This window comes from Bradyrhizobium sp. U87765 SZCCT0048 (assembly GCF_018131225.1).
GTDB lineage: Bacteria > Pseudomonadota > Alphaproteobacteria > Rhizobiales > Xanthobacteraceae > Bradyrhizobium_A.
In genome coordinates, this window is the sequence record NZ_JAFCMM010000003.1 from 430,456 (window position 1) to 452,091 (window position 21,636).

24 protein-coding genes are annotated in these 21,636 nt (G+C 65.6%); 10 read left to right on the forward strand and 14 right to left on the reverse strand.

What is annotated here, in order from left to right; all coding sequences use genetic code 11:
- Window positions 1-185 precede the first annotated feature (185 nt).
- Window positions 186-410, forward strand: coding sequence for a 50S ribosomal protein L31 (gene rpmE, locus JQ639_RS20585; protein ID WP_211968128.1), 225 nt, complete (start codon window positions 186-188; stop codon window positions 408-410).
- A 163-nt stretch (window positions 411-573) separates the two neighbouring features.
- Here rpmE and rcdA read toward each other — a convergent pair whose 3' ends face one another.
- On the reverse strand, window positions 574-1,080 hold the full coding sequence (gene rcdA, locus JQ639_RS20590) for a protease adaptor protein RcdA (RefSeq protein WP_211968129.1): 507 nt from the start codon (window positions 1,078-1,080) through the stop codon (window positions 574-576).
- 312 nt (window positions 1,081-1,392) lie between these two features.
- Complete coding sequence (locus tag JQ639_RS20595) at window positions 1,393-1,584, reverse strand: DUF1192 domain-containing protein (protein WP_211968130.1); 192 nt, start codon at window positions 1,582-1,584, stop codon at window positions 1,393-1,395.
- Window positions 1,585-1,771: 187 nt separating this feature from the next.
- Between JQ639_RS20595 and JQ639_RS20600 the strand changes: the two genes are divergently transcribed.
- Together JQ639_RS20600 and JQ639_RS20605 are read left to right on the forward strand one after the other, a co-directional pair.
- Window positions 1,772-2,770 carry an NAD(P)H-quinone oxidoreductase gene (locus tag JQ639_RS20600; RefSeq protein WP_211968131.1) on the forward strand — a complete coding sequence of 333 codons (999 nt, stop codon included), beginning with the start codon at window positions 1,772-1,774 and terminating at the stop codon, window positions 2,768-2,770.
- A 273-nt stretch (window positions 2,771-3,043) separates the two neighbouring features.
- A complete protein-coding gene (locus JQ639_RS20605) occupies window positions 3,044-5,920 on the forward strand; it encodes an EAL domain-containing protein (RefSeq protein ID WP_211968132.1) in 2,877 nt (958 codons plus the stop codon).
- Between the two features lie 110 nt (window positions 5,921-6,030).
- Here JQ639_RS20605 and JQ639_RS20610 read toward each other — a convergent pair whose 3' ends face one another.
- Both JQ639_RS20610 and JQ639_RS20615 read right to left on the reverse strand, forming a co-directional pair.
- Window positions 6,031-6,543, reverse strand: a complete 513-nt coding sequence (locus tag JQ639_RS20610; RefSeq protein ID WP_211968133.1) for a methylated-DNA--[protein]-cysteine S-methyltransferase — start codon at window positions 6,541-6,543, stop codon at window positions 6,031-6,033.
- Entirely contained in the window at window positions 6,536-7,147 is a 612-nt protein-coding gene (locus JQ639_RS20615) for a bifunctional transcriptional activator/DNA repair enzyme AdaA (protein WP_211968134.1), read from the reverse strand. The genes JQ639_RS20610 and JQ639_RS20615 overlap by 8 nt, the downstream gene beginning before the upstream one ends.
- Window positions 7,148-7,270: 123 nt before the next feature.
- Here JQ639_RS20615 and JQ639_RS20620 point away from each other — a divergent pair, with 123 nt between their 5' ends.
- Complete coding sequence (locus JQ639_RS20620; RefSeq protein ID WP_211968135.1) at window positions 7,271-7,732, forward strand: nuclear transport factor 2 family protein; 462 nt, start codon at window positions 7,271-7,273, stop codon at window positions 7,730-7,732.
- Window positions 7,733-7,761: 29 nt separating this feature from the next.
- Here the strand turns inward: JQ639_RS20620 and JQ639_RS20625 are convergent, their stop codons facing one another.
- Window positions 7,762-8,391, reverse strand: coding sequence for a YqgE/AlgH family protein (locus JQ639_RS20625; protein ID WP_211968523.1), 630 nt, complete (start codon window positions 8,389-8,391; stop codon window positions 7,762-7,764).
- Between the two features lie 213 nt (window positions 8,392-8,604).
- On the opposite strand from JQ639_RS20625, the gene JQ639_RS20630 reads away from it, so the two are divergent.
- Both JQ639_RS20630 and JQ639_RS20635 read left to right on the forward strand, forming a co-directional pair.
- Window positions 8,605-9,453, forward strand: coding sequence for a protein-disulfide reductase DsbD domain-containing protein (locus tag JQ639_RS20630; RefSeq protein WP_211968136.1), 849 nt, complete (start codon window positions 8,605-8,607; stop codon window positions 9,451-9,453).
- A gap of 150 nt (window positions 9,454-9,603) precedes the next feature.
- A complete protein-coding gene (locus JQ639_RS20635; protein WP_211968137.1) occupies window positions 9,604-10,089 on the forward strand; it encodes a peroxiredoxin in 486 nt (161 codons plus the stop codon).
- A 149-nt stretch (window positions 10,090-10,238) separates the two neighbouring features.
- On the opposite strand, the gene rnhA is transcribed toward JQ639_RS20635, so the two are convergent.
- From rnhA to ispH, 3 genes are read right to left on the reverse strand one after another with little or no spacing between them, the layout of a single operon-like run.
- A complete protein-coding gene (gene rnhA, locus JQ639_RS20640) occupies window positions 10,239-10,688 on the reverse strand; it encodes a ribonuclease HI (protein ID WP_211968138.1) in 450 nt (149 codons plus the stop codon).
- Complete coding sequence (locus tag JQ639_RS20645; protein WP_211968139.1) at window positions 10,685-11,665, reverse strand: homoserine kinase; 981 nt, start codon at window positions 11,663-11,665, stop codon at window positions 10,685-10,687. The genes rnhA and JQ639_RS20645 overlap by 4 nt, the downstream gene beginning before the upstream one ends.
- A gap of 6 nt (window positions 11,666-11,671) precedes the next feature.
- On the reverse strand, window positions 11,672-12,646 hold the full coding sequence (gene ispH, locus JQ639_RS20650) for a 4-hydroxy-3-methylbut-2-enyl diphosphate reductase (RefSeq protein WP_211968140.1): 975 nt from the start codon (window positions 12,644-12,646) through the stop codon (window positions 11,672-11,674).
- 216 nt (window positions 12,647-12,862) lie between these two features.
- Between ispH and JQ639_RS20655 the strand changes: the two genes are divergently transcribed.
- On the forward strand, window positions 12,863-13,561 hold the full coding sequence (locus JQ639_RS20655; RefSeq protein ID WP_211968141.1) for a DUF1013 domain-containing protein: 699 nt from the start codon (window positions 12,863-12,865) through the stop codon (window positions 13,559-13,561).
- A 170-nt stretch (window positions 13,562-13,731) separates the two neighbouring features.
- Here the strand turns inward: JQ639_RS20655 and JQ639_RS20660 are convergent, their stop codons facing one another.
- Genes JQ639_RS20660 through JQ639_RS20675 form a run of 4 tightly spaced genes read right to left on the reverse strand, consistent with a single transcriptional unit; the run spans window position 13,732 to window position 17,161 of the window.
- Window positions 13,732-14,547 (reverse strand): MetQ/NlpA family ABC transporter substrate-binding protein, encoded by an 816-nt coding sequence (locus tag JQ639_RS20660; protein WP_211968142.1) that lies wholly within the window; start codon window positions 14,545-14,547, stop codon window positions 13,732-13,734.
- Window positions 14,548-14,575: 28 nt separating this feature from the next.
- Window positions 14,576-15,352: a MetQ/NlpA family ABC transporter substrate-binding protein gene (locus JQ639_RS20665; protein WP_211968143.1), complete on the reverse strand. Its 777-nt coding sequence runs from the start codon at window positions 15,350-15,352 to the stop codon at window positions 14,576-14,578.
- Between the two features lie 29 nt (window positions 15,353-15,381).
- Window positions 15,382-16,047 carry a methionine ABC transporter permease gene (locus JQ639_RS20670; RefSeq protein WP_211968144.1) on the reverse strand — a complete coding sequence of 222 codons (666 nt, stop codon included), beginning with the start codon at window positions 16,045-16,047 and terminating at the stop codon, window positions 15,382-15,384.
- Complete coding sequence (locus JQ639_RS20675; protein WP_211968524.1) at window positions 16,037-17,161, reverse strand: methionine ABC transporter ATP-binding protein; 1,125 nt, start codon at window positions 17,159-17,161, stop codon at window positions 16,037-16,039. The genes JQ639_RS20670 and JQ639_RS20675 overlap by 11 nt, the downstream gene beginning before the upstream one ends.
- A 388-nt stretch (window positions 17,162-17,549) precedes the next feature.
- Between JQ639_RS20675 and JQ639_RS20680 the strand changes: the two genes are divergently transcribed.
- The 3 genes from JQ639_RS20680 to JQ639_RS20690 all read left to right on the forward strand — a co-directional run bounded on the left by JQ639_RS20680 (window position 17,550) and on the right by JQ639_RS20690 (window position 20,440).
- Window positions 17,550-18,524 carry an aliphatic sulfonate ABC transporter substrate-binding protein gene (locus tag JQ639_RS20680; protein WP_211968145.1) on the forward strand — a complete coding sequence of 325 codons (975 nt, stop codon included), beginning with the start codon at window positions 17,550-17,552 and terminating at the stop codon, window positions 18,522-18,524.
- Window positions 18,525-18,549: 25 nt separating this feature from the next.
- Window positions 18,550-20,046, forward strand: coding sequence for an FAD/NAD(P)-binding protein (locus JQ639_RS20685; protein ID WP_211968146.1), 1,497 nt, complete (start codon window positions 18,550-18,552; stop codon window positions 20,044-20,046).
- 184 nt (window positions 20,047-20,230) lie between these two features.
- Window positions 20,231-20,440 carry a cold-shock protein gene (locus JQ639_RS20690; RefSeq protein ID WP_211968147.1) on the forward strand — a complete coding sequence of 70 codons (210 nt, stop codon included), beginning with the start codon at window positions 20,231-20,233 and terminating at the stop codon, window positions 20,438-20,440.
- 119 nt (window positions 20,441-20,559) lie between these two features.
- Here the strand turns inward: JQ639_RS20690 and JQ639_RS20695 are convergent, their stop codons facing one another.
- Entirely contained in the window at window positions 20,560-21,216 is a 657-nt protein-coding gene (locus JQ639_RS20695; protein WP_211968148.1) for a DsbA family protein, read from the reverse strand.
- Window positions 21,217-21,307: 91 nt separating this feature from the next.
- Window positions 21,308-21,580: a hypothetical protein gene (locus tag JQ639_RS20700; RefSeq protein WP_211968149.1), complete on the reverse strand. Its 273-nt coding sequence runs from the start codon at window positions 21,578-21,580 to the stop codon at window positions 21,308-21,310.
- Between the last annotated feature and the right edge of the window lie 56 nt (window positions 21,581-21,636).

The window sequence follows — 21,636 nt, forward strand, 5'->3', positions numbered from 1 at the left end:
CTGTTGGATCGGCCCGCCTTTTTTCAGCGCCTCAGATAGGCCGGACGGGAGCCGCTGGCAAACTGGACAGAACGCCCCCGGCAGCTTGTTTCCAAGCCCGCCATGCGTTATAGAGCGGCCCGAATTCGCCCCCGAAAACACGGATCACGTTTGGACGGCGCGCCGCGCGCCAAGAGGAATTTGCGATGAAAGCCGAAATTCACCCGAATTATCATAGCATTAAGGTCGTCATGACCGATGGGACGGAATACATCACCCGTTCGACCTATGGCAAGGAAGGCGACACGCTGAACCTCGACATCGACTCCAAGTCGCACCCGGCCTGGACCGGCGGCACGCAGCAGCTCCTGGACCGTGGCGGCCGCGTGTCGCGCTTCCAGAAGAAGTTCTCGGGCCTGCTCAAGAAGTGATCAATCCGGGGTTGCACCCCGGCCCGACTGCAAACGAAAACGCCCCGGCTCGGCCGGGGCGTTTTTCGTTTGGGTGGTCGCGACAGCGGTCCATGAAGCAGCGGGCGATGGACTGCGGACCATGGAACCGGCGCCCGCGGGGACGCCGGCAAGGGTACCGGGCTCAGCGCTCGAACGCGGCCTTAAGACGGTCGAGCTGCGGCATCAGCGGATTGCCGAACTGCACCGGCTCGGCGGCATGCATGCTGGCATCGAGCCGACGCACCTTGGCCTGCAGCTCCATCGAGCGCAGGATCAGGTCCTGCAGCGCCTGCGGCAGCTTGTCGATCATGTCCCGCGCACCGGGATCGGCGGCGGTCAGCTTGACCTTGGTCTTTTCGCGATTGGCCTGGGCCAGCGACATCTCGCCTTCCTTCACCGCGCGATGCAGCAACAGCCATGATGCCAGCTGCATCAGCCGCGTGGTCAGACGCATGCTTTCGGTGGCGTAGGTCAGGCCGACGGCCCGCTCGAGCGTCTTCGCCTCGTTGCGACCGTCGCCATCGAGATACGCGGCGGTCTCTTCGACCAGATCCATGCCTTCACGAAACAACGTCCCGAACGCAGCGGAATTGGTCAGTCGTTCGCTGAACAGAACAAGGTCGGCTTCGCTTCGCGAATTCTCCAACATCGTTAACGCCTCACTCAACAGCACGCAGATATGATGAACAAATCATTGCGCGCCGGCCCGGGAGAGTCCAGCCGGGACAACGAACGACCGTGGAATATGGTTTCCAGCCGCGCGCCGCCTGTGAGTAATAGGTCAAAAAAGAGCCGCCGTTTCCGGCGGCTTTTGAAGTTGATAACAGGGAGGCGTCAAACAGAGTGGACAGGAGCCACTCGGTGTCCAAAAGTTGGACACCCGAGTAATGAAGGAGAAAGCTTAATCTCTCGTAAATGAGGGATTTCCTTCAGATTCCGTTTGCCAAACCGCTTGGCGATCTCACGACTTGAAGAACTGGTTGGCAGCGTCACGCGAGGCTTTCTTCTTGCCCAGGGCGGCTTCGAGCCGCACGATCTCCTCGCGCAGCAGTGCGATGCGATCGTCGAGTTCCTCGACCGACAGCAACGACAGATCCTGTCCGAGCTCGTGGCTGATCTTCTTCTTCGGGCGGTCGTCGTCTTCGATGGGCATGGGCAGTTCTCCACTGGCCGGTTCCGATCGGTCCGGGAGCCGCTCAAGGGCATGCGCGGCACGCATTCTTGATCCGAATTCCCGATCCGTTCACGGATCCGCTCTCGGCCGACGGTCCCCGCGCCGCCCGAAAACGCTATAAGCAGGCGGTTCCGACCATATCCGCCTTCCAGCGCAAGGACCAACCATGGACAAGCTGCCCACCGAGATGACCGTCGTCGCCATCAGCCAGCCGGGAGGCCCCGACGTGCTGAAGCCGCAGACACGGCCGCTGCCGCAGGTCGGGCCCCATGACGTGCTGATCAAGGTGGCCGCCGCGGGCGTCAACCGCCCCGACGTCGCCCAGCGCGCCGGCTCCTACCCGCCGCCTCCGGGCGCCAGCGACCTCCCCGGCCTCGAGGTCGCCGGCGAGGTCGCCGCGATCGGCAAGGATGTCACTCGCTACAAGATCGGCGACAAGGTGATGTCGCTGGTCAACGGCGGCGGCTACGCCCAGTACTGCCTCGCCCACGAGACCCACGCCATGCCCGTGCCGGCTTCGTTCTCCCTGCAGGAGGCTGCCGCCACCCCGGAAACGCTGATGACCGTGTGGCACAACGTCTTCGAGCGCGGCGGCCTGAAGGCCGGCGAGACGCTGCTGATCCACGGCGGTTCCTCGGGTATCGGCACCATGGCGATCCAGCTCGCCAAGGCCTTCGGCGCCACGGTGATCGTCACCGTCGGTTCCCAGGACAAGGCCGAGGCCTGCCTCAAGCTCGGCGCCGATCGCGCCATCAACTACAAGACCGAGGATTTCGTCGCGGAAACCAAGGCCGCCACCGGCGGCGCCGGCGTCAACGTCATCCTCGACATGGTCGGCGGCGAGTACATCGAGCGCAATTACGACGCCGCCGCGCTCGACGGCCGCATCGTCCAGATCGCGTTCCTGGGCTCGCCCAAGGCCTCGGTGAACTTCACCAAGCTGATGGTGAAGCGGCTGCACCACACCGGATCGACGCTGCGGCCCCGGTCGGTGGCCGACAAGGCGGCGATGGTCGAAGCGATCACCGCGAAAGTGCTGCCGCTGCTCGCGGAGGGACGGATCAAGCCCTTGATGGACAGTGCTTTCCCCCTGGAACAGGCGGCCGAAGCGCACCGCCGCATGGAGACCAGCCAGCATATTGGCAAAATTGTGCTCACCGTCTGACTGGGTACGACGTGGCGGAAACCCTTGGTTTTCCTCCATATTTGTGCCATTGAAGACACCTCGGAAGCGGCCGGTTCGCCCCTCGCGGAATGCACGACAGGAGCCGTCGTGCAATGACATTGTCCGCGGGACGGCCGGACCGGCACCGCTCCGAAACTCACAATGATCCTACTGTTTCGATGCTAGTGTTTCCGGATTCTGACGTTCGCATGCGTGCTGATGCTGGATGGATACGACGTTGGAAGCGGAACACGTGAACGCGGAGAGCTGACATTGCGGTTGATCCGATGGCTCGCGCCCCTGGCGCTGGGCCTCATCATGCTTGCTTCCGCGCCCACTGCACGCGCCGTTGACGCGGTCAGCGTCCGCAGCGATGCGCCGGCGATCGATCTTACGGCGATCCTCGATCATCAGCACAGCGACACCGATCGCATCCAGGTCTCGACCGCCCCCGGCCCGGATGGCATCGTCCGCCGCATCGAGGTGCGCGCCCGCGAGGGCGGCCAGAACTGGGTGGTGTTCGCGCTCGCCAACAACACCGATGACCAGCTCGACCGCCTCATCGTCGCACCGCATTACCGCATTGTGTCGTCGGGCCTGCTGTGGCCGGATCTCGGCATGTCGCGCATCGCCACCATCACGCCGTCGACGGGTGATCGCCCTGAGCGGCAGGACAGCGCCACCGCCGACATCTTCCGCGTCACCCTCGATCCCGGTTCCGTCATCACCTTCGTGGCCGAACTGCGCACCGACAAGCTGCCGCAGCTCTATTTGTGGGAACCGGAAGCCTACAAGGACAAGGTCAACTCCTTCACGCTCTACCAGGGCATCGTGATCGGCATCTCCGGCCTGCTGGCGCTGGTGCTGACCATCCTGTTCGTGGTCAAGGGCAGCATCATGTTCCCCGCCGCCGCCGCGCTCGCCTGGGCGGTGCTGGTCTATATCGGCGTCGACTTCGGCTTCTGGGGCAAGGTGCTGGACATGTCCGCCGGCGCCGAGCGCATCTGGCGCGCCGCGGGCGAGGCCATCCTCGCCGCCACGCTGCTGGTGTTCCTGTTCGCCTATCTCAACCTGTCCCGATGGCATGTGCGCTACTCGCACATCACGCTGGGCTGGCTGGTCTTCCTGGGATCCCTGGTGGCGCTGGCGCTGTTCGATCCCGCAGTGGCGTCGGGGATCGCTCGCATCTCGCTGGTGATGATCGCCTTCGCCGGCTTCGCGCTGATCGTCTATCTCTCGACCCACGGTTTCGACCGCGCCGTGCTGCTGATCCCGACCTGGTTCCTGCTGGTGGTATGGGTGGTGGCGGCCGGCATGACGGTGGCCGGCAGCGTCACCAACGACATCGTCGGTCCGGCCCTGCTCGGCGGCCTCGTGCTGATCGTGATGCTGATCGGCTTCACGGTGATGCAGCATGCCTTCGCCGGCGGCGGCGCGACACAGGGCATCGTCTCCGACGTCGAGCGCCGTGCGCTGGCCCTCGTCGGCTCCGGCGACCTGATCTGGGACTGGGACGTCTCCTCCGACAAGGTGTTCACCAGCCCCGAAACCGAGACCCTGCTGGGCCTCAAGCGCGGCACGCTGGAAGGACCGGCGGCGAAGTGGCTCGAGGTGCTGCACCCGCTCGACCAGGACCGTTTCCGCGCCGCGCTCGACAGCGTGCTCGACCAGCGCCGCGGCCGCCTCGTGCAGGATTTTCGCCTGCGCACACCGGATGGCCACTTCATGTGGTTCTCGCTCAAGGCCCGCCCGGTGGTCGGCTCCGACGGCGAGGTCTCGCGCGTGGTCGGCACGCTGACCGACGTCACCGAGATCAAGAATTCCGAAGAGCGCATGCTGCACGATTCCGTGCATGACAACCTGACCGGCCTGCCCAACCGCAAGCTGTTCATGGACCGCCTCTCGGCGGTGGCGAACTTCGCCAAGACCATGCCGACGATGCGGCCCACCGTGATGGTGATCGATCTCGACCGCTTCAAGCAAGTCAATGATTCCGTCGGCATCGCCGTCGGCGATTCCATCCTGCTGACGCTGGCGCGCCGCCTGACCCGCATCCTGAAACCCCAGGACACGCTGGCCCGCCTCGCCGGCGACCAGTTCGGCCTGATCCTGCTGTCGGAGCAGGACCCAGCCCGCATCACGGCCTTCGCCGAGACCATTCGCAAGACCATTCGCGCGCCGATCGCCTTCAACGACCGCGAGATCTTTCTCACCGCCTCGATCGGCCTTGCGCTGTCCGACCCGCAGGCGCCGCTGTCCGACGAGATCATCAAGGACGCCGAGCTTGCGATGTACCATTCCAAGCGCATCGGCGGCGACCGCATCGATGTCTACAAACCCGCAATGCGCTCGCGCAAGACCGACCGCCTGACGCTGGAATCCGAACTGCGCCGTGCCATCGAGCGCGAGGAAATCACGATCCTCTACCAGCCGATCGTCCGGCTGGAAGATCGCTCGATCGCCGGCTTCGAGGCGCTGGCGCGCTGGGATCATCCCAAGCTCGGCCGCATGTCGCCGAGCGAGTTCATCAGCATCGCCGAAGAGATCGGCCTGATCGTCGACCTCGGCATGTTCGTGATGGACCGCACCGCCAAGCAGCTTGCGCTGTGGCAGCGCACGCTGCGCTCGCGCGAGCCGGTGTTCGCCAGTGTCAATGTGTCCTCGCGCCAGCTGCTGCGCCATGACCTGATCCACGACATCCGCACCGTGCTGTCGCGCTCCGCGGTGGCCCGCGGCACGCTCAAGCTCGAACTCACCGAGTCGCTGGTGATGGAGAATCCGGAGCACGCCGCGCAGATGCTGCAGCGGATCCGCGAGCTCGGCACCGGGCTGTCGCTCGACGACTTCGGCACCGGCCACTCGTCGCTGTCCTACCTGCAGAAATTCCCGTTCGACACCATCAAGATCGACCAGTCGTTCGTGCGCACCACGAGCCGCGGCACGCGGCCGGTGATCCTCAAGTCGATCGTGTCGCTGGCTCACGACCTCGGCATGGAAGTGGTGGCGGAAGGCGCGGAGACCGACTCCGACGCGGTCGAGCTCTACCAGCTCGGCTGCGAATACGCCCAGGGCTTTGCCTTCGGGGAGCCGATGGACGCCGAAGCCGCGACGCGCCTGCTCACGGAGGAGCGGCTCGAAGCGGCGCAGTAAGGTCGCGGTCAGATCGGCCCGTGGCCCGGATGAGCGCAGCGAGATCCGGGTGAAGGATGAATGGGCTGGCCCCGGATGTCGCTGCGCTCACCCGGTCTGAGCGGAGCCAACTATTCCGGAAACAGATCCGCCGTCGCCTCGCCGACGCCCTCATGCGCCAGCAGGAAGCGTTTCGTCTCGATGCCGCCGCCGAAACCGGTGAGCGAACCATCGGTGCCGATAACACGATGGCAGGGAATGATAATCGGCAGCGGATTGGCGCCGTTGGCCGCGCCCACCGCGCGGATGGCCGCCGGGCGGCCGATACGCTCCGCCAGCAGACGGTAGGTGGTGGTCGCACCGAACGGAATGGTCTGCAGCGTGGTCCACACCGCGTTCTGGAACGGCGTGCCCGACAGCACAAGCGGCAGCGCGAACGTGGTTCGCTTGCCTGCAAAATACTGGTCGAGCTGGCGGCGCACCTCCGGAAACGCCTTGGGCTCGTGCCGCCAGCCATCGTGCGGATGATGCACGCGGCTCCCGGTCTGGAAACTCAGAAGATGCAAATTGTCGGCATCGCCGGCGAGCAGCAGCCGGCCGATCCGCGAGTCGATATAGGCGTAGCGGTCGACGCCCTCAAACATGAGCCGTGGCTCCGGCAGGCTGGGACGCGCGGCCGGCCGCCGACGGCGGCCTGCGGCGGCGCAGTTCCGACGGCGCACGGCCGTAGAGCGCGTGGAAGGCCGCATTGAAGCGCCGCAGGCTGCCGAAGCCGCTGCGGAACGCGATCTCGGTCATGCTGTCATCGGTCGCGTCGAGCAGACGCTTGGCACGCTGCAGCCGCAGCGTCTGGGCGGTCTGCAGCGGGCTCGCCCCGACATGCTGCTCGAACAGCCGCGCAAGGTGCCGCGCCGTGATGCCGAGCCGCGTCGCCAGCGCCGCGACCGAGCCCTGATCGAGCGCGCCGTCGTCGATCAGTTTCATGGCGCGCGCCACCGTGGTGCGCGTGCCGTTCCAGGCCGGGCAGAATGGCGCCGTCTCCGGACGGCAGCGCAGGCATGGCCGATAGCCGGCGCGCTCGGCAGCGACGGCGGTGGGATAATAGCTGACGTTTCGCGTCAGCGGCTGCTTCACCGGACACACCGGCCTGCAATAGATGCGCGTGGTCCGCACGGCGGTGAAGAACCGCCCGTCGAACGCCGCATCCCGCCGCAACCGCGCGGCATTGCATGTGTCGAAACTCAGCATCGGACAATTCTAGCCGGAAACGGCAGTGGAGGAAGGGGCCGGCGGTGATCATGTCCGATTCCGGCGAGCGAGATCCCAGGCGTGGTCCTACGTGCGGGACATCATCCCCGCATGGAGCCCTCAATGACCGCCCCCACAAGCAAGGACCTGGTCGCCAACGCCTGGCGCATCTTCGCGAGCCGCGACGCTGCGCGCATTGCCGCGCTTTTCACCCCCGAGGCCGAATGGATTGCGCCGCGGCACAATGCCACCGCCGTGGCGCTGCGCCATGCCGACCACATGATCGGCGCCGCCGCGATCGCCCGTTTCATCGCGATCGACATGCGCCGGCAGTTCGCTGACGTCTCCATCACGTTCACCGGCCTCCATGGCGACGGATCGACTGTGGTGGTGGAAGAACGGATGCAGGCAACGCTGCCGGACGGGCGACCGTACGCCCTCGACTACTGCTTCGTCTTCGAACTGCAGGACGGCCTGATCAGCCGGGTGCGCGAGTACATGGACACGATGAAGGGCTGGCACACGGTGTTCGGCACCCTACCGCCGAATCATCCAGCGGGTCATGGCGCCACTGCGCAGCCGTGACGACGCGCATGGATACGGCCTCGCCGCGATCAGGCGTGGCCGGCCTCGCTCGACAGCATCGCCAGATCGACGCCGAGCTTTTGCAGGGCGCGCTGATACTTGTCTTCGATGTCGGCGCCGAAGATCAGATCCGAATCGGCGTCACAGTGCAGCCAGCCATTGTCCTGGATCTCGCTTTCAAGCTGCCCCGGCGCCCAGCCGGCATAACCGAGCGCGAGAATGGCATGGCGCGGACCCTTGCCGGTGGCGATCGCCTTGAGGATGTCGAGTGTCGCCGTCAGACACACGCCGTCGTCGATCGGCAGCGTCGCGTTCTTGATGAAGAAGTCGCTGGAGTGCAGCACGAAGCCGCGGCTGGTCTCTACCGGGCCGCCCTTCATCACCTTCATGTTCTCGGCATCCGCCGGCAACACGGTCTGCCCCGCCTTGTCGATGATATCGAGCTGCACCAGCAGGTCCGAGAAATCGATGCTGCCGGCAGGCCGGTTGAGAATGATGCCCATCGCACCTTCCGAGGAATGAGCACAGACATAGATCACCGAGCGCGCGAAACGCTCGTCCTCCATCACCGGCATGGCAATCAGGAGCTGGCCGTCGAGATAGCGACGGTCGTGTTCGTCCGCGGCATCGGACATGTCGGCTCGATCGCTATCCGGCATGGCAATGCCGCTATCGTTCCCCGGCTCGGGGAGGCCGGTCTTGCCGGCCTTCGGCCTTTTGGCGATCCTGTCCATCGGCAGAGGGCTTTCTCTGTTCCAGGCCATCCTGATATTGGGGGCTGGCCCTGTCAATCAACCGTGAACGACGCTCCACGCAATTGGATCACAACCAATTCAAGTGTTTCACGCCGTCCTGGATTGTAAAGACGTCATATGGTCGTATCGGTTCCATCCCGCCAGCACTTGCGGCGAACACTCGCCGTCTTCGCCTTGAGTGTGACAGGCTTCGGTGCGGCCCCTGCGGGGGCTCAGGACGCCTCGCCATGGGTCACGGACCAGCACTCGGCGGTTCGGCTGATCGCCGGATCGCGCAACGACGGCGTTCTGCTGGGTGGTATTGCATTCAAGCTCCATGACGAGTGGAAGACCTACTGGCGCACGCCGGGCGATTCCGGCGTCCCTCCCCGGTTCGATTTCTCCAACTCCGACAACGTGGCATCGGTGACCGTGCTGTGGCCCGCTCCGATGCAATTCCCGGACGGTGCCGGCGGCACGTCGTTCGGCTACAAGCATCACCTCGTGTTGCCGCTACGGATCATGGCAAAGCAGCCTGACAAGCCCGTGACGCTACGTGCCGACATCAGCTACGCCGTGTGCGACAAGCTGTGCGTCCCGGTCGAAGCCAAGGGTGAGGTCGCCTTCGCCAGCAGCGCCAGCACCGAGGATGCCACCCTGCTGACCGCGCTACAGGCTGTGCCGCAGCCTGCCCGCATTGGTGACACCAATGTGCTCGCCGTGCGCGCGGTGAAGCGCGAAGGCGACAAGGTGATCGTGGAGGTGGCCGCGCCGGCCAATACCGACACGGCGCTGTTCGTCGAGGGACCGACCCTGGACTGGGCGCTGCCGCCGCCACAACTGGTGAACAAGACGCCGGAAGGGCACCAGCGCTTTTCGTTCGCCCTCGAGGGGCTGCCGTCCGGAGCCAAGGCGGAGGGGGCGGCGCTCAAGCTGACCCTGGTCGGTGGCGGCCACGCCTACGAGATCGACACCACCCTCGACTGAGCCCGCGGAGCCGAGCTGGCGCCTCCAGGACGCCGCGCTGCGATTGCGCCAGATGACAGCCATGGTATGACTGCGGTCCCATCATCAGCGTCTTTCGCATCCGCAAGATCGCCATCCGGCGCTGCGGCGACGCGCCCAGGGAGATTCTCAATGACCATCAAGATCGGCGACCGCCTGCCCGACGTCAAATTCCGCGTCATGACCGGCGAAGGCCCGCAGGTGAAAACCACCGACGACGTCTTCAAGGGCAAGACGGTGGCGCTGTTCGCCGTGCCGGGCGCCTACACCGGCACCTGCCACAAGATGCACATGCCGAGCATCGTGCTGAACGCCGACGCCATCACGGCGAAGGGCGTCGACACCATTGCGGTGACCTCGGTCAACGACGTGTTCGTGATGAAGGCGTGGCAGCGCGACACCGATCTCGACAACAAGACCCTGTTTCTCGCCGACGGCAACGCCGACTTCGCCAAGGCGATCGGCCTCGAACTCGACGCCTCCGGCAACGGCCTCGGCATCCGCTCCAAGCGCTACTCGATGCTGGTCGAGGACGGCGTGGTGAAGAAGCTCAACATCGAGCCGAACCCGGGCGCGGTCGAAGTGTCGGGTGGCGACACCCTGCTCGGCCAGCTCTGAGCAAGCTCAAGGCGTCATTCCGGGGCGTCGCGCCAGCGACGAACCCGGAATCCCGGCCACAGAAGGTGCTGCGGCTTCGAGATTCCGGATAGCCGCTCACGCGGCTTCCGGAACGACAGGACAGGGTCTGCTGACAGATGCGGCGGCGGTCAGCGGATCGCCGCCAGCCCTTCACGGGCAAGCTGATCGACACGCTCGTTCTCGACATGGCCGGCATGGCCCTTGACCCAGTGGAAGCGCACCTCATGCTGCTTCAGCGCGGCATCGAGCCGCTGCCAGAGGTCGACATTCTTCACCGGCTTCTTGTCCGCGGTGCGCCAGCCGTTGCGCTTCCAGCCGTGAATCCAGCTGGTGATGCCCTGGCGGACGTACTGGCTGTCGGTGGTGAGATCGACCACGGCCGGTCGCTTGAGGGCTTCCAGCGCGGAGATCGCCGCCATCAGCTCCATGCGGTTATTGGTGGTGTCGCGCTCGCCGCCCTTCAATTCCTTCTCGACATCGCCGAAACGCAGCAGGACACCCCAACCGCCCGGTCCGGGGTTGCCGGAGCATGCACCGTCGGTGAAGACCGTGACATGCGGTCGCGCCGCGTCGCTCATGCGCCCTGCTCCAGTGGCTCGATCCCGTAGTCGCGGATGCTCCGCACGCCCTGATGGAAGCGCAGCTTGCGCAGGTATTCCTGCGGATCCTTCGGCTTGACCAGCGCGCCTGGCGGCACGTTGAGCCAGTCGACAAACCGCGTCAGCAGGAAGCGAACCGCGGCGCCCCGCGCCAGCAGCGGCAGCGCGTGCTGCTCGGCCGCCGACAGCGACCGCTCGCGGTTGTAGCCGTTGAGGAAGGCACGCGCTTTGGTGACGTTGAACGCATGGTCGCTCTCGAAGCACCAGGCATTGAGGCAGATCGCGACATCGTAGGCGAGGATATCGTTACAGGCGAAGTAGAAGTCGATCAGGCCCGAGAGCTGCTCGCCGAGGAACAGCACGTTGTCGGGAAACAGGTCGGCATGGATCACGCCGGTCGGCAGCGCCATTGGCCAGGCCTGCTCGAGATCGTCGAGCTCCTTCGCAAGCATCTCCCGCGCGCCCCGCTGCAGTTCATCGGCGCGGGATTCCACTGCCGCGAACAGCGGCCGCCAGCCCGATAGCGACAGCGCGTTCGGCCGCGTCATGGTGAAGTCGGCGCCAGCGAGATGCATCTTCGCCAGCGCGCCGCCGACGGCCGCGCAATGCTGCACGTTCGGCCGGCGCGGCCACACGCCCTCGACGAAATCGATGATCGCCGCGGGCCGCCCGGCAAGCTTGCCGAGCGCCTCGCCGTCCCGCATCAGCACCGGCTGCATGCAACGCAGGCCGTGGCTGGCGAGATGCGTCATCAGGCCGAGGAAGAACGGCAGGTCACGCGCGTCGACCCGCTTCTCGTACAGCGTCAGAATGAAGTAGCCGCGCGAGGTATGCAGCAGAAAGTTCGAGTTCTCGACGCCTTCCGCAATGCCCTTGTAGGACAGCAGCTCGCCGATATCGTAACGCGACAGGAACTCCGCGAGATCCTCGGCGGAGACGTCCGTGTAGACCGCCATGAAGGTCTACTCGACGGCAGCGGCTTGCCGCAGCGGACGCGGCAGCGGGAAGAACTCGGTCTCCTCCGCCGCGGTCACCGTCTCGACGCTCAACTGATAGTGCTCGGCAAAAGCGCCCATGATCTCTTCGACGATGACCTCCGGCGCGGATGCGCCGGCTGTGATGCCGAGCCGGGTAATGCCGTCGAACATGCTCCAGTCGAGCTCGGACGCGCGCTGCACCAGCACCGCGCGCGGGCAACCCTCACGCTCGGCGACCTCACGCAGGCGCTGCGAGTTGGACGAGTTCGGCGACCCGACGACGACCATGGCGTCGACGAGATGCGCCACCTTCTTCACCGCAAGCTGGCGGTTGGTGGTGGCGTAGCAGATGTCTTCCTTGTGCGGCCCGGCAACGCCCGGAAAACGCTTCTTGAGCGCGGCCACGATCTCGGCGGTATCGTCGATCGAGAGCGTCGTCTGGGTGATGTAGGCGAGCTTGGATTCATCCTTCGGCACGAAGGCGGCGACGTCCTCGACGGTCTCGATCAGCGAGACCGCGCCGGCCGGCAGCTGGCCGAGGGTGCCAACCACTTCCGGGTGGCCGGCGTGGCCGATCAGGATGATCTCGCGGCCGCGCTTAAAGTGAATCTCGGCCTCGCGATGCACCTTGGTGACCAGCGGGCAGGTGGCGTCCAGCGAGAAGAAATTGCGCTTCTCAGCCTCGCTCGGCACCGCCTTGGGCACGCCATGGGCGGAAAACACCACCGGGGCGTCCGTATCCGGGATTTCCTCGAGTTCCTCGACGAAAATCGCGCCCTTGGCCCGCAGGCTCTCCACCACATAGCGGTTATGGACGATCTCATGCCGGACGTAGACCGGGGCGCCATAGAGCGCCAGGGCCCGTTCCACCGTATCGATGGCCCGAACCACGCCCGCGCAGAAGCCGCGAGGAGAACAAAGGTAGACCTTGAGGGTCGGTTTGGCTGGCTGAGACGGCATATTTATCCCGGAATCTGGCCGGAAATGGCTAGTACGGAATTGGGCCGCTCTTGTGTCCGTGTCAAGGCCGATCGGCCGGCGAAACCGGGCCGCCGATGCGCAAACCATTGCAATTTTACCCCTTGGCAGACTATATAACCGACAATTCCCGTCATCGCTGATGACCATTGGTTTCGCCCCCAAGACCGCTGGGCGAAGCACGAAGGAGATTTGCCTATGAGCAACGCCCCGCTGATGCCGAAAGCGACCGCCGTGTGGCTCGTCGACAATACCGCGCTGTCGTTCGACCAGGTCGCCGACTTCTGCAAGATGCACGTGCTCGAGATCCACGCCATCGCGGACGGCGACGCGGCCCAGGGCATCAAGGGCATGGACCCGATTTCGTCCGGCCAGCTCACCCGTGAAGAGATCGAAAAGGGCGAGAAGGATCCGGATTACCGGCTGAAGCTCGCCGAGTCCAAGGTCCGCCTGCCGGAGGTCAAGAAGAAGAAGGGCCCGCGCTACACCCCGGTGTCGCGCCGCCACGAGCGCCCCAGCGCCATCCTGTGGCTGCTGCGCAGCCATCCGGAGCTCAAGGATGCGCAGATCATGCGCCTCGTCGGCACCACCAAGACCACGATTCAGAGCGTGCGCGACCGCACCCACTGGAACGCGTCGACCCTGACCCCGATGGATCCGGTGACCCTCGGCCTGTGCTCGCAGATCGACCTCGACTTTGAGGTGCAGCGCGCCGCCAAGGAAAAGCCTGCGGTCGAACAGTACGGCGGCGCCACCCTGCTGCCCGCCTCCGAGACCACCCGCAAGGACGCCGAGCCGGAGCACACCGGCAATCAGGACGACCTCGACGACGCCGCAGTGTTCGCCAAGCTCAAGACACTGGGCGGCAAGAAGCACGACGACGAAGACGAGGAGTGATCGGCCGGCGGTCCATCAGGGATCGCCGCCGCGCGGCCTTCGGGCGCGACAGGCTTCGCGCCCTCATCCAGTTGTTATGGTCATGGCCGGGCTCGTCCCGGCCATTTTGCTTGAAAGACTATTTTCAGGGCGGGAAGTGAGTACCGCCCCTATTCGTCGGCAGCCTCGCCTCACCAGGCCGGCAGCACGGCGCCCTTGAACGTCGTAAGAATGAATTCCTTGATCTGTGGCGTCTGGTAGCTTTCCACCAGTGCCTTGACCCAGGGCTGATCCTTGTCCACCGCGCGGACCGCGATCAGATTGGCGTAAGGGCCCTTGGGGTCCTCGCGCAGGATTGCGTCCTTGACCGGGTCGAGCCCTGCCTGCGTCGCGTAGTTGGTGTTGACCGCGGCGACGTCGACATCGTCGAGGGTGCGCGGCGTCTGCGCCGCATCGATCTCGGTGATCCTGAGCTTCTTCGGATTGTCGATGATGTCGGCGACGCTCGGCTTGAATCCGACACCGTCCTTGAGCTTGAGCGCGCCCTTGTCCTGCAAAAGCAGCAGCACGCGCCCGCCGTTGGTGGGATCGTTCGGGATCGCGAGCGACGCCCCCTGTGGCACTGCGTCCCAGCTCTTGTACTTCTTCGAGTAGAGCCCGATCGGGAAGTTCACGGTATAGCCGACCGGCTCGATCTTGTAGCCGCGGTCGGCCTTCTGGTTGTCGAGATACGGCTTGTGCTGGAACGAATTGGCCTGCAGTTCACCGGCCTCGAGCGCCGCGTTGGGCACGACATAGTCGGAGAATTCGACGATCTGGATGTCGAGGCCCTTCTGCGCGGCGATCGGCTTCACCGCCTCCATGATCTGGGCATGCGGCCCCGGCGTGACGCCGATCTTGATGGTCTTGCGCTCCTGCGCCGAAGCACTATCGAGGCCGGCGCTGCCGAGCAGGCCGATCGCCAGCGCACCGGCAGCAATCGACTGGAGAAGATGTCTGCGCGTCATGATGTAATCCCTCAAAGAATGACTTCGCTCACCAGGTGGCGATATAGGTGCCCTTGAAGCGGGTATCGAGGAACTGGCGCACCGGCTCGGAGTGATACGCCGCAATCAGTTCCTTGACCCACGGCTTGTCCTTGTCCTCTTCGCGCACCGCGAGGATATTGACCCACGGCCCTTCAGCGCTCTCGCGCGCCAGCGCATCCTTGGCGGGATCGAGGCCGGCCTGCACCGCATAGTTGTTGTTGATCGAGACGAGATCGACATCCTGCAGCGAGCGCGGCAGCTGCGCCGCGTCGAGCTCGACGAACCGCAGTTTCTTCGGGTTGTCGACGATATCGGCGACCGTCGCCGTCACGCCGACGCCGTCGCGGAGCTTGATGAGGCCATGCAGCGCCAGGATCTGCAGGCCGCGCGCACCGTTGGTCGGATCGTTGGCGATCGCCACGGTGGCCCCCTGCGGCAGGTCGGCGAGCTTCTTGACCTTGATCGAGTAGACGCCCTGGGGCGAGGCGATGGTGGTCGCGACCTTGACGATCTTCCAGTTGGTCTTCGAGATCTGGTTGAGCAGATACGGCTCGTGCTGGAACGAATTCGCCTCGATGTCCTTCTGCGCCAGCGCCTGATTGGGAATGACGTAGTCGGTGAACTCGATCACCTTGACGTCGAGGCCGCGCTCGGCAGCGACCTTGCGCACCACATCCATGACTTCGGCATGGGGCCCGGCAGTGACGCCGACGCGGATGGTCTCGGCGCGCGCCGCGCCGATGAGCGTCGCGAGAGCGACGACGGTTGCAGTGACGATACGCATGGCAGGAACGTCCTTTGGCTTGCCGGAAATCAGGAACGGCGCGAACGCTTGTCGAGTCGCCGCGCGAGGGTGTCGCCGATCGACTGCACGCCCTGCACCAGCGCGATCAGCACCAGCACCACGACCAGCATCACATCGGGCATGAAGCGCTGATAGCCGTAGCGGATACCGAGATCGCCGAGACCGCCGCCGCCGACCGCACCGACCATGGCCGAGTAGCCGATCAGGCTCACGAGGGTCAGCGTCAGCGCCAGCGTCACCGCCGGCAACGCTTCGGGCAGCAACACCTTGCGCACGATCTGCAGCGGGCTGGCGCCGAACGCGCGCGCCGCCTCGATCAGGCCCTGGTCGACCTCGCGCACGGCCGCCTCGACCACACGGGCGATGAACGGCACCGCCGCGATGGTCAACGGCACAGTGGCGGCCGCGGTGCCGATCGAGGTGCCGGCGATAAAACGCGTCAGCGGAACGATCGCCACGACCAGGATGATGAATGGCGTCGAGCGCGTGGCGTTGACGACAAGGCCGACGAGGCGGTTCGTGACAGGCGCGGGAAACAGCTCGCCAGCGCGGCTGGTGGCAAGGAAGATGCCGAGCGGCAAACCGATGATCGTGCCGAACAGGCCGGCCAACGCCACCATGCGCAAGGTATCGACCGTCGACCAGGCGATCATGCTGAGGAGTTCAGGCGACATAGCCGAGTCGCTCCACCGTGTTGCCGCCGGCCTCGAGCTGGGCGGCGATCTGCGTTACCTGCTCGGCTGACGCGGGAATGGCGACGATGAGGGTGCCGAACGGATGGCCAGAAATCATCTCGACCTGGCCGTGCAGAATGTTGACGTCGACGTCGAAGCGCCGGGTGAGCTGCGACAGCAGCGGCTGGCTCGCCTCGTGACCGCGGAAGGACAGCCGCAGCACGGCCTGCGCGCCGGTGGCGGGCCGCTCCGCGACGAGCTTTTCCTGCAGCCATTCCGGCACATGGCTGCCGGTGACCGAGCCGACGAAGCGCTGCGTGACCTCGTGGCGTGGTGAGGCGAACACCTCGAACGTCGCGCCTTCCTCGACGATCCGGCCGTGCTCCAGCACCGCGACGCGGTCGGCGAGCGCCTTCACCACGGCCATCTCATGGGTGATGAACAGGATGGTGAGATTGAGATCCTTGTTGATCCGTTTGAGCAGATCGAGAATCTGGTCGGTCGTTTCCGGATCGAGCGCGGACGTCGCCTCGTCCGACAGCAGCACCTTGGGGCTGGTGGCGAGCGCGCGCGCGATACCGACGCGCTGCTTCTGACCGCCCGACAGCTCTGCAGGGTAGCGATCGCGCTTGTCGGCAAGGCCGACCATGTCGAGCAGTGGCAGCACGGCCTTGGCGATGTCGCGCCTGGCGACGCCGGCGATCTCCAGCGGCAGCGCGATATTGTCGAATGCGGTGCGTGACGACAGCAGGTTGAAATGCTGGAAGATCATGCCGATCGAGCGCCGCGCCGCGCGCAGTCCGCGCTCATCGAGCGCGGTGATATCGGTGCCGTTGACGACGACGCGTCCGCTCGTCGGCCGCTCGAGGCCGTTGATCAGACGGATGAGCGACGACTTGCCGGCGCCGCTGCGACCGATGACGCCGACGATGGCGCCATCGGGCACCACGAGGTTGATGTCGCGCAACGCCACCACCGCAGCGCTGTCGCCGCGCGCGGCGTAGGTCTTGCCAACGCCCTCGATCTCGATTCCCGCGGCGGTCTGGCGGGTCGCAGAGTCCACGGTCACCCCCGTCTGTCGGGGCCAGTTCTGTCTGGGCCAAGGCGCATTCATCGCGGAACCGGCTTTCGTCGTTTGGCGCTGGAAATGGCGGAATAATGACAAGCTCCGCTTATCCAGAAACGTCCGACGCTGCAATGCACCCAAACCACAAAGCAATACAACGCCTCTGGTTTTAGCCTTGGCGACCGTTTTCTTTCAAGCGGCCGACGGCAGGCGACGCGCATGTCCTACACCCCGCGAAACGATTTCGGCTCGCAAGGAAGGTGCCCACTGGGTACTCCCATGGACCGGCACATCACTGCCCGGCATGGGCTCTCATCGCACCAAATACCGGCAGAGGCGCATTTTTCTGAATGGCATGACGGCGCAGGACAAACCTGCCCGCGATGCCGGCCAATATGGCAACTCAATCTCACGGACGTCGCCTAAAATCGGAACCATGATCATCCGATATGCACGCACGCTCTTCGCCGCCTGGTTGCTGCTCGGCGCAGCCTCGCACAACGCCGCTCTCGGACAGGAGGCGCGGCCCGCCGACCAGATCCGCATCGGCCTGCAGAAATCCTCGACCTTGATCGCGGTCCTGCGCGCCAACGGCGAACTTGAGAAGGCGCTCGCCCCGCTCGGCGTTAAGGTGACGTGGCATGAATTCTCAAGCGGGCTGCCGCTGCTGGAATCGCTCGGCGTCGGCAATCTCGACTTTGGCGCCGACGTTGCCGACACCGTGCCGATCTTCGCCCAGGCCGCCGGCTCTAGGCTGGTCTACGTCGCCGAGGAGAGCGCCTCGCCCGCGGCACAGGCCATTCTCGTCGCGGGCCATGCGCCGATCGCCTCGCTCGCCGACCTCAAGGGCAAGACGGTCGCGGTGACCAAGGGCGCGGGGAGCCACTACCTGCTGCTCGCCGCGCTCGGCAAGGCGGGGCTCACCTTCAAGGATATCACACCAGCCTATCTCGCGCCGGCCGACGGCCGCGCGGCGTTCGTCACTGACAAGGTTGCCGCTTGGGTGGCGTGGGATCCGTTCCTCACCAGCGCGCAGCAGCAGTCCGGCGCGCGCGTGCTGGCGGACGGCAGCGGCGGTCTTGCCAACTACAAGCGCTACTACCTCGCGTCCGAAACCTTCGCCGACCGCCGCGATGACGTGCTCAACATTGTGTACGCAAAGCTGCGGGACACCGGCGCGTGGGTGAAGGCGCATCCGAAGGAGGCCGCGAAACTGCTGGCGGACCTGTGGGGCATCGACGCCGCCACGGTCGAGACAGCCAACAGCCATCGCAGCTATGGCGTCGGCGCGGTGACGCCCGACAAGCTCGGCGAGCAGCAGAAGATCGCTGACGCCTTCTTCGGCGAGGGGCTGTTGCCACGCAAGCTCGATACCTCCACCGTCAAGATCTGGACGCCGAAGGCGCCGTGACTCGTCGGCCCCACACGACCCATCCATGACGCAGGGCAGGCAGCGAGGCGAGGCCACGACGACGGTGGCCATCATTGGCGGCGGCGTATCCGGCGCCGCCACGGCGCTGGCGTTGCGCCGGCTGCGCGCGGATATCGACATCACGGTCATCGAACCACGCGAGACGGTCGGGCGCGGCCTCGCTTACAGCACGACCGATCCGTCGCACCGCATCAACGTGCCGGCGCCGCGGATGGAGATCCATCCCGACGATCCCACGAACTTTGCGCAGTGGCTCGATCGGCATGGCGTCGTGCAGGCAGACCCGCAGGCATTGCTGCCCGACGGCCGGCTGTTTCCAAGCCGGCACGCCTTCGGCGGCTATCTCAGCGATCGGTTCGCGCATGCTGCGGTCGCGCACTGGCGGACCCGCGCCAGCGCCATCGATCATTCCGGCGGCCGCTGTCGCGTCGTCTGCGCCGACGGGCGCACCCTGGCCGCCGATGTCGTGGTGCTGGCGATCTGCCATCCACCACCGACCGTGCCAGCAGCGCTTGCGCCGTTCGCCGGCACATCGTGGCTTGTCGCAGACCCCTGGGCGCCGCAGGCATTCGATGCGATCGCGAACGACGAGCGGCTGCTGATCGTCGGCACTGGCCTGACCATGGCCGACATTGTCGCGACGCTGGACCGGCGCGGCCATCGCGGCCCGCTCGTGGCGATTTCGCGCCGCGGCCAGCGCTCGCAACCACACACCGCACACCCGGCCGATCCGTTCGGTGATTTCCTGTCCCCGCCACCGACGGGAGCGCTGGCGCTGCTGCGCCGCGTCCGCGCGACGCTGGCACAGGCGAATGCGACGGGCCTTTCGTGGCATCCCGTGCTCGACCAGGTGCGCCTGCAGGGCCAGGCGATCTGGCAGGCGCTGTCGGAAGCAGAGCGGCAACGCTTGCTGCGCCACCTCCGGCCATTCTGGGACACCCATCGCTTCCGCGTCGCGCCGCAGGTGCACGCCGTGCTGGAGCGTCGTCTCGACGACGGCACGCTCGGCATCCGGGCCGCCACGGTCCAGCGTGTCGCCGATCGCGGCGATCGCCTCGATGTCGTTCTGCGCCCGCGCCGTGGCCATGCCGAACCGCTGACGGTGGACCGCATCGTCCTCGCGACCGGCCCCGCCCATGGCGGCCTGTTCCGCGACGACGCCTTGCTACGGCAGATGAGACAACAGGGACTGGCGCGCCCAGACGTCTATGGTCTTGGCGTTGCCGTCGACGGCGACAGCCGCGTGATCGACGCCCATGGCGTCGCTCAGTCGCACCTGCTGGTCGCCGGTCCGCTGGCGCGCGGCACGTTTGGTGAGTTGATGGGCGTGCCGGATGTGGTCCGGCATGCCCGGCGTGTGGCTGAGATGATCGCGCATTTGCCCGCGTTGCCGAGGCATAAACACGAGCGCCCCGCTGACACGCGACAAGCGAACGCCCCGGCGCCCGTGGCACGGCGCCGTGCAAGCCCGGCGGGCAAAGCCGGCACGGAACACCCGTGATTCGTGCGGCCTTGCAGAACCCGATGAAATTGTCTATAAGGGCTGCATTCGACTGCTAGCTCTGCCTTGTTGAGCGCGCCCGCTTTCCGGGCTCCTTCCCCCAAGACATCGCTGAACATCGGATTGGAACCCGCGTGAGCATCATGCGGGCAGCATGCGCATTTGCGCGTTTTGGAGAAGATCAATGTCGACTGGAACTGTGAAGTGGTTCAACACGCAGAAGGGCTTCGGCTTCATCGAGCCGAGCGATGGCTCGAAGGACGTTTTCGTCCACATCAGCGCCGTTGAACGCGCCGGCATGAGCTCGCTCAACGAAGGCCAGAAGGTCTCGTACGAACTCAAGACCGACAAGATGCGCGGCAAGGTCAGCGCCGAGAACATCAGCATCGCCTGATCCGTCGGCCAGGAAGATCACCGCGGATGTACCGGGATCTCGGCCATTGACAGGATTCTGCTGACGACGTCCTCACCCACCGGGTGAGGACGTTTTTCGTGCTGCGTGCACGGTGGATATCAGTTCGCTTTCGGCTGCTGCTTTGCCATCGCACGAGCGTCGGCGATCGCGCGTTTGAACATCGCCGCGTCGAGCACGCCGGGCACGCGGAAGGTACCGATGATGAACGACGGCGTGGAATTGAAGCCGAACGCCTCGGCCTGAGCGTTGTTGCGCTTGAGCAGCGCCTCGATGTCGTCCTTGTGGGCCAGCATGTCGGCTTCGGCCCTGGCGACGTCGACCCCGGCCCTGGTCAACGCCTCACGCAGCGTCGTCTCGGTCAGACGGCCCTTGAGCTCCATCAGCGCGTGATGGCTGGCCTCGTACTTGTCCTGGTAACGCGCCGCGACCACGAGCCGCGACGCAAGGCCCGACGGTGCCCCGAGGATCGGCCATTCCTTCATCACGAGGCGGACCTTGCCGTCCTCCTTGATGACCTTCGCCAGCTCGGGCGCCAGCTTCTTGCAGTACGGACACTGGTAGTCGAACCATTCGACGATGGTGATGTCGCCGTCCGGATTGCCCATTGCGGGAATCGCCGGATCGCGCAGCACCTTGTCGCGGGTCAGCACATCCTCGGCCTCTTCCGCCGAGGCGACCGCACCGGCTCCCAGCGCCAGCACCATGCCGATCAGCGAGGCGGCCATCGCCCGTTTCAGCGTTGCCAATCCATACATCATACGTTCTCGATTTCTGTCAGGCGGGTCTGGCTGTGGGTCGTGGGAAGCACACGCCGGCTGGCGCGGCAAGCTGCGGTGTCGACGCTCACTATTTGTTGTCCATCATGTAGTCCTGGATCTTGCGCAGGTTACGCTTGCCCTGCTGCTCCTGGAGCGTGGTGACATGGTCGCGGTCGCGCCGGCAGGCCACGTAGGCATCCGAACCGGGCTTGAGGCCACGCGACTGGCAGTAGGCATCGTCGTCGGGAGCGGGGGCGGCAGCGGCGGCCTGTGGCCGGTCCTCCTGCTGCTGGGCACAACCACCGAGCAGGACCCCTGTCAGGGCGGCGGCAAGCAGAACGGGGATGGTCAGGCGGGTCATGTCGGATCCATGGCAGGGAACGGAAGGCCGGCCGACTGTCGAACCAGAATCATGGA